Annotated in this window: 6 protein-coding genes, 1 pseudogene and 1 riboswitch; of the genes and pseudogenes, 3 read left to right on the forward strand and 4 right to left on the reverse strand. The window is 68.0% G+C overall.

Annotation, left to right across the window (positions count from 1 at the left end):
- The 3 genes from J7E68_RS00165 to J7E68_RS00175 form a co-directional block, all read right to left on the reverse strand.
- On the reverse strand, nt 1-140 hold a 140-nt coding region (locus J7E68_RS00165), incomplete at its 3' end, for a histone-like nucleoid-structuring protein Lsr2 (protein ID WP_215168752.1).
- Nucleotides 141-178: 38 nt separating this feature from the next.
- A complete protein-coding gene (locus tag J7E68_RS00170; RefSeq protein WP_215168730.1) occupies nt 179-505 on the reverse strand; it encodes a multidrug efflux SMR transporter in 327 nt (108 codons plus the stop codon).
- Nucleotides 506-515: 10 nt separating this feature from the next.
- A riboswitch (guanidine-III (ykkC-III) riboswitch) is annotated at nt 516-582 on the reverse strand.
- A 39-nt stretch (nt 583-621) separates the two neighbouring features.
- Nucleotides 622-1,479: a LuxR C-terminal-related transcriptional regulator gene (locus J7E68_RS00175; RefSeq protein ID WP_215168732.1), complete on the reverse strand. Its 858-nt coding sequence runs from the start codon at nt 1,477-1,479 to the stop codon at nt 622-624.
- Nucleotides 1,480-1,587: 108 nt separating this feature from the next.
- Between J7E68_RS00175 and J7E68_RS00180 the strand changes: the two genes are divergently transcribed.
- Both J7E68_RS00180 and J7E68_RS00185 read left to right on the forward strand, forming a co-directional pair.
- Nucleotides 1,588-1,935 carry a DUF485 domain-containing protein gene (locus J7E68_RS00180; RefSeq protein WP_215168734.1) on the forward strand — a complete coding sequence of 116 codons (348 nt, stop codon included), beginning with the start codon at nt 1,588-1,590 and terminating at the stop codon, nt 1,933-1,935.
- Nucleotides 1,932-3,569, forward strand: a complete 1,638-nt coding sequence (locus J7E68_RS00185) for a cation acetate symporter (RefSeq protein ID WP_215168736.1) — start codon at nt 1,932-1,934, stop codon at nt 3,567-3,569. Before J7E68_RS00180 ends, J7E68_RS00185 begins: the two co-directional genes overlap by 4 nt.
- Before the next feature lie 83 nt (nt 3,570-3,652).
- Here J7E68_RS00185 and J7E68_RS00190 read toward each other — a convergent pair whose 3' ends face one another.
- Nucleotides 3,653-4,168: a methylated-DNA--[protein]-cysteine S-methyltransferase gene (locus J7E68_RS00190; RefSeq protein ID WP_215168738.1), complete on the reverse strand. Its 516-nt coding sequence runs from the start codon at nt 4,166-4,168 to the stop codon at nt 3,653-3,655.
- A 280-nt stretch (nt 4,169-4,448) separates the two neighbouring features.
- Here J7E68_RS00190 and J7E68_RS19430 point away from each other — a divergent pair.
- Nucleotides 4,449-6,456: pseudogene (locus J7E68_RS19430) on the forward strand (AAA family ATPase); the annotation flags it as partial.

Genomic DNA, 6,456 nt, shown 5'->3' on the forward strand with positions numbered 1-6,456 from the left:
AATTCTTCTGCGTGCTCGGCGTTGAGGTCGATCTCGTAAGAGGTGCCGTTCAGCGAGAAATGCACGGTCTCGCCTTCTCCCACCTCGAGGATGCTGCCGTCGATGTCGTCGACCAACTGGTGCACAATTCTTCTTGCCATGGAAGTGACATTACCCCGGAAAGGGGATTTCCGGAGCGTTATTCGTGGCCGGGATCGATGAGTTTCAATCCGACGATGCAGCCGACCAGTCCGAGCAGCAGCAGGATGCGCAGCCAGGAGATATCGCTGTCGCCGGTGATCATCGCCCACGCCACGGTGAGCGTCGCGCCGATTCCGACCCACACCGCATAGGCGGTGCCGGTCGATATATCGCGCATGGCGAATGCGAGACCGATCATCGAGAGAATGAGTCCGCCGACGAAGATGACACTCGGCCACAGCTTGGTGAGTCCGTCGGATTTGCCGAGGGCCGTCGCCCAGACGGCCTCGAGGATTCCGGATGCGACCAATACGATCCACGACATGATGGTCCTTTCGGACCAGTCTTTGCGCTCACCGGGTACTGGTCTGCCTCGTCCGGAACCGGTGTTCGCCGGCTGGGTCCCATGCTAGCGACCCGCGCTGGGCGCGGCCTGTGCAGTCAGGGGAGAAGCCCCGCCCGGCGTGCCTTCGTCACGGCCGCATGACGCGTCGAGGCATCGAGCTTCGACATCGCCGTGCCGAGATAGGCCTTCACGGTGCCCTCGCGCAGGCCCAGCTGCCCCGCGATCTCGGCATTGGTCGCGCCGAGGGCGGCGCAGGCGAGCACATCGGTCTCGCGCCTCGACAGGTGGATGGTGGGGATCGGACCGGTCGGGGGAGCGACGGCATCCTCTGCCAGCGTCACGAGTCGGCGCTCGACCTGCGCGATGCGCGCGCGAAGGCCGGCATCGTCGACGGATGACGCGATGCTGCGCAGCTCGGCGAAGCTCTCGCGCAGCTCTTCGCGGTGGCGCGGTGCGACGGACTCCGACGACGGCGCGACGGCCCGCAGTCGTCGGTCGACCTCGTCGCGGATGCGGAGCTCTTCGGCCACCGACTGCGCGACCTGCATCGCGGGAGCCGTCGTGACACCGCCGACCGGGGTCTTGTCCCACGCGCCGGCGTAGAGCACGCCCCGAGGGCGACCGCTCACCACGATCGGCAGGGCCAGGAGTGTGCGAAGGCCCTCGCCCAGGATGAAGACGTCGTAGTCGTGCGTGATCTGCTGCGACGAGCCGTAGTCGTTGGTCATGCGCGGACGGAGTTCCATCATCGCCCGCCCGCCGAGACCGCGCTCGGGCCGGACGCGCAGTCCGTCGAGGCTGTGCGTGCGATTTCCGACGATGCTCGTGACGCTGACGACCCCCTCGTCGATCAGCCCTCCGAAGGCGACGGGGAATCGGGTGCGCTGAGAGAGCTCGCGCACCGCGCGGGCGACGAGCTCGGTCTCGGATTCCATCTCGGTCGGTGTGCTCACGACTACCTACTTTCGGGGGTGACGGCGCTGTTCCCCGTTTCGTAGCGTCGACCCTATCATTCGCCCGGCAGCTGCGGGCGAGCCGTGACCATGAGGCAAGGAGGCCCCATGACCGACCATTCAACGGCGGATTCGGCAGGAGCGATCGATTACATCGCTGTCGAAGAATCCCCTCGTTTCCGAGAACTGAAGAAGACGCAACGCTCGTTCATCTTCCCGCTGGCAGCATTCTTCCTCGTCTGGTATTTCGTCTACGTGCTCCTCGCCGCATTCGCGACCGAGTTCATGTCGCAGAGGGTGTGGGGCGATATCACCGTCGGACTCATCATGGGGCTCGGCCAATTCGTCACCACATTCGCGATCACGATGGGATATGTGGCTTTCGCCAATCGCAGACTCGATCCGATCGCCACCGAGATCCGTGAAGAACTCGAGAAGGCGCAGGCCGACGCATGAATCTTCTCCACGCGGCGACCGAGCAGCCGGCCGTCGAGAGCAATCCCGTGCTCAACATCTCGATCTTCGCGGCCTTCGTCGCGGTGACCCTGTTCATCGTGATCCGCGCGAGCCGCAACAACAAGACCGCCGCCGACTACTACGCGGCAGGGCGCTCGTTCACCGGTCCGCAGAACGGCTTCGCGATCGCCGGGGACTACCTGTCGGCGGCATCCTTCCTCGGCATCTGCGGCGCGATCGCGATCAACGGATACGACGGCTTCCTCTATTCGATCGGGTTCCTCGTCGCCTGGCTGGTCGCGCTGCTGCTCGTCGCCGAGCTGATGCGCAACACGGGCAAGTTCACGATGGCCGACGTGCTGTCGTTCCGACTGAAGCAGCGTCCGGTGCGGATGGCGGCGGCGATCACGACCCTCGCGGTGTGCTTCTTCTATCTGCTCGCCCAGATGGCCGGCGCCGGAGGCCTGGTCTCGCTGCTGCTCGGCATCGACGGCAGGGTCGGCCAGTCGATCGTGATCGCGGTGGTGGGCGTGCTGATGATCGTCTACGTGCTGATCGGCGGCATGAAGGGCACGACCTGGGTGCAGATCGTGAAGGCCTTCCTGCTCATCGGCGGTGCCATCGCCATGACCATCTGGGTGCTCGCGATCAACGGCTTCAGCCTGAACACACTGCTCGAGGCCGCGGTCGCGAACTCCGACAAGGGAGAGGCCATCCTCGGACCGGGTCTGCAGTACGGGGCCAACCCGTGGGACTTCCTCTCGCTCGGCATGGCACTCGTGCTCGGCACCGCCGGACTGCCGCATGTGCTCATGCGCTTCTATACGGTGCCCACGGCCAAGGAGGCGCGTCGTTCTGTCGTCTGGGCGATCTGGCTCATCGGCGGGTTCTACCTGCTGACCCTGGTGCTCGGCTACGGCGCGGGGGCGCTGGTGGGGGCCGACGTGATCGCCGCCGCGCCCGGTGGTCCGAACTCCGCGGCACCGCTGCTCGCGCTGTACCTCGGCGGTCCCGTGCTGCTCGGCTTCATCTCGGCCGTCGCCTTCGCGACCATCCTCGCCGTGGTGGCGGGGCTCACGATCACGGCGGCCGCATCGTTCGCGCACGACATCTACGCGAACGTCATCCAGAAGGGCAAGAAGGACTCCGCAGGGAACCCCGTCGAACCCGACCCCAACGGGGAGGTGCGTGTCGCGCGGCGGACGGTGGTCGTGATCGGGATCCTCGCGATCGTCGGCGGCATCGGTGCACAGGGGCAGAACATCGCATTCCTGGTGGCGCTGGCCTTCGCCGTCGCCGCTTCGGCGAACCTGCCGACCATCCTCTACTCGCTGTTCTGGCGCCGCTTCAACACGCGCGGCGCCGTGTGGAGCATGTACGGCGGTCTCGCCGCGGCGATCATCCTGATCGTGCTGTCGCCGGTGTTCTCGGGTTCGCCCACCTCGATGATCCCCGGGATCGACATCGTGCTCTGGCCGATGAACAATCCCGGCATCGTGTCGATCCCGCTCGGGTTCTTCCTGGGATGGCTGGGAACGATGACGAGCCGCACGAAGGAATCGCCGCAGCTCGCCGCCGAGATGGAGGTGCGCTCACTCACCGGGTTCGGTGCGGAGAAGGCGACGGAGCACTGATGCCTTCCCGGCAGGCTCGTCGCTGACGGCGGATGAGCACGTGGACCCCGACGGCCTACTCGTCGGGGTCCACGTCGTCGGTGTCAGCGCTGCGACTCGAGGTCGAGGAGGAAGCGCTTGCGCTCGGGGTGCGCGCCGTACTGCCCGACCGACCCGTCGGAACGCACGACACGATGCACCGGCACGATGATCGAGAACGGCGTGAGACGGCAGGCGGTTCCCACTGCCCGTGCGGCACCCGGATGCCCGGCGATCGCTGCGACCTCGCCGTAGCTGAGGGTCTGCCCCCATTCGATGGTGGTGATGGTCTGCAGTGCCGTGCGGGAGAAGCCGTCGCTCAGTCGCCAGTCGAGGGTGAGATGCTCGTCGAACCGCACGGGCACCCCGTCGAAGTAGTCGTCGAGCAGCCGGACGAGATCATCGGCCGCCCCCGGGTCGGGCTCGGGCACGGAGCGCAGCCGGCGCGAGACGTTCTCGAGCAGCCAGGGCACCGACGGATCGTCGGATTCGGAGAGGTCGAATCGGACGATGCCCTCGTCGGAGAACACGGCGAGAGCATCTCCGAAAGGAGTCGGTGCGAAGTCATAGCGGAACGTCATGACTCCATACTGACCGCCGCCGACCGTGCCCGAGGAGCGCGAACCCGGCACCGGGGGAGAGGTCGACGGCTCTGTCGAGACGTGCAGGACCAGTGGGCGCAGCCATGACGCGCTCAGACGGGCGGAAATACGGTGAAACCCGCCCGGGATACCGCCCGCAGCGCGAGCCGCGCTTAGTGTGTGAGGTGTGTGGCGACGTGATGGCAAGGCTGCGGAGGAGGCAGCGACCGATGCCTCGGTGACCCTGGGCGAGCTGCACGACTCCGCATCCGGTGTCGCAGTGGCGCACGCGGCCGAGGCCGAGCGCACGCGACTGCGCGCCGAGGCGGCCGACCTCGGGGGTGCCTCACCTCTGGTGACGTTCCGCGACACCGTCGAATCCGGGATCGACATCTCCAAGGCGCACCCCGGAAGCCTCCCCCAGTTCATCACCGGCAAGTCGACCCTGCTGTCGAACCTCTTCCGCGACGAGGTCGGGCTCCGCACCGCCCGTCTCGCGGCCGAGCGCATCACCGCCAAGAACACCGAACTGCGCACGGTGCGCGGCATCGAGGCCGTGCACCTCGCCGTCGGCGTGGCCGGGTGGCGGATCGGCGGCGCGGACTTCGCGGCCCCCGTGCTCCTGCGTCCGCTGGCGATCCGCCGGCACCACTCCGACTTCGAGCTCAAGCTGCAGGGGGCCTTCGAGGTCAACCCCGAGCTCGTGCGCATCGCCCGAGAGCACTTCGGCATCACGATCGATGCCACAGCCCTCGCCGCGCTCGCCTACGACGGCGGCATCTTCAAGCCCCAGCCGGTGATCGACAGTCTGCGGGCGACGGCCCGCTCCATCGACACCTTCACCGTTCTTCCGCGGCTCGTCGTATCGACCTTCGCCGACGTCGGCGGTGCGATGGTGCGCGACAGCGGCACCCTCGACCATGTCGTGCTCAACGCCCTCGCCGGTCACGTCGGGGATCGCGAGCAGGTGTCGGCGCGTCGACCCGAGCCGCATCACACCGGGCCGGACGATCGCGCCCCGGCATCGGACAACCTGCTGCTCGACGCGGATGCCGAGCAGGAGGCGGTTCTCGCCAGGATCGCCGCCGGACATTCGCTGACGGTCGCGACGCTGCCGGGCACGGGCGGCACGCAGACGGTGATCAACGCGCTGGGCGAGCTCGTGCGCAACGGCAAGCGCGTTCTCGTCGTCTCGGCCCGTCGGTCGACCCTCGATGGAGTGCGCCACCGTCTGACGGGGATCGGTCTCGACAGCCTGGCCGTATCGCCGGCGAGCGTGCGCCGCGACCTCGTGCGCGCGATCGGACGCAACGAGAAGGCGACCGCGCCGAAGGTCGGCGACGTCGACGACGCGCTCGTGCGACTGCGCACCGTGCTGCGCGACTACCGCCGGGCGCTCACCGCTCCGGTCGCCGGCACCTCGGCATCCGTTCTCGACGCCACCCGTCAGCTGACCCGGCTCGCGTCGCTGCCGAACCCCCCGTCGACGACGGCACGACTGAGCCCCGAGACGCTGCGCCGACTGGCGGATGACCGCTCGTCGGCCGCCGCGGCACTGTCGCAGGCTGCGCGACTCGGAGAGTTCCGCTTCGGCCCCGACGACTCTCCCTGGTACGGCGTCACGTTCTCGAGCACAGAGGCAGCGAGAGCGGCGCACCAGCTGGCGGGCGGTCTGCACTCCGACTCGGTGCCCGCCCTGCTCGAGCGCGGCTATGCACTGATCGCGCAGACCCATATGCGTCCCTTCTCGACCATCGACGAACTCGGCGAGTATCTGCGGATGCTGCAGGGCATCCGAGACTCGCTCGACCGCTTCAGCCCGACCGTGTTCGAGCGGCCTCTCGGCGAGCTCATCCAGGCGCACGGTTCGCGACGGGACGCTCCGGGGATGTCGGGTGCCAACAGGCGCCGGCTGCGTCGCCTCGCCAAGGAGTACGTGCGCCCCGGGGTGCACGGCACCGAGATGCACGACGCCCTCCTTCGCAGCCAGACCCAGCGCACCCAGTGGCAGCGCTACGTCGAGGCGGGCGTCGCTCCCGAGGTCCCGCTGGGCCTTGACGATGTATACGCCGCATGGCAGCGTGTGACCGCCGAGCTCGCCGAACTCGACGCCGCTCTCGGGCGCAGAGAGCCGCTCTCGACCCTGCCCGTCGCCCGTCTCGTGCGCACGCTCGCGGGCCTCGCGGCCAAGTCCGACGTGTTCGACAACCTCGTCGAGCGCGCGCAGCTGCGCGACCGTCTCGCCGACCTCGGCCTCGAGCCCCTGCTCGCGGAGCTGTCGGTGCGGC

Source organism: Microbacterium sp. ISL-103, assembly GCF_018613995.1.
Classification (GTDB): domain Bacteria; phylum Actinomycetota; class Actinomycetes; order Actinomycetales; family Microbacteriaceae; genus Microbacterium.

Bases quoted from the DNA above. Each gene is read 5' to 3' on its own strand.
- J7E68_RS00185 (WP_215168736.1), top strand. From the start codon at position 1,932: ATGAATCTTCTCCACGCGGCGACCGAGCAGCCGGCCGTCGAGAGCAAT.
- J7E68_RS00180 (WP_215168734.1), top strand. From the start codon at position 1,588: ATGACCGACCATTCAACGGCGGATTCGGCAGGAGCGATCGATTACATC.
- J7E68_RS00190 (WP_215168738.1), bottom strand. From the start codon at position 4,168: ATGACGTTCCGCTATGACTTCGCACCGACTCCTTTCGGAGATGCTCTC.
- J7E68_RS00170 (WP_215168730.1), bottom strand. From the start codon at position 505: ATGTCGTGGATCGTATTGGTCGCATCCGGAATCCTCGAGGCCGTCTGG.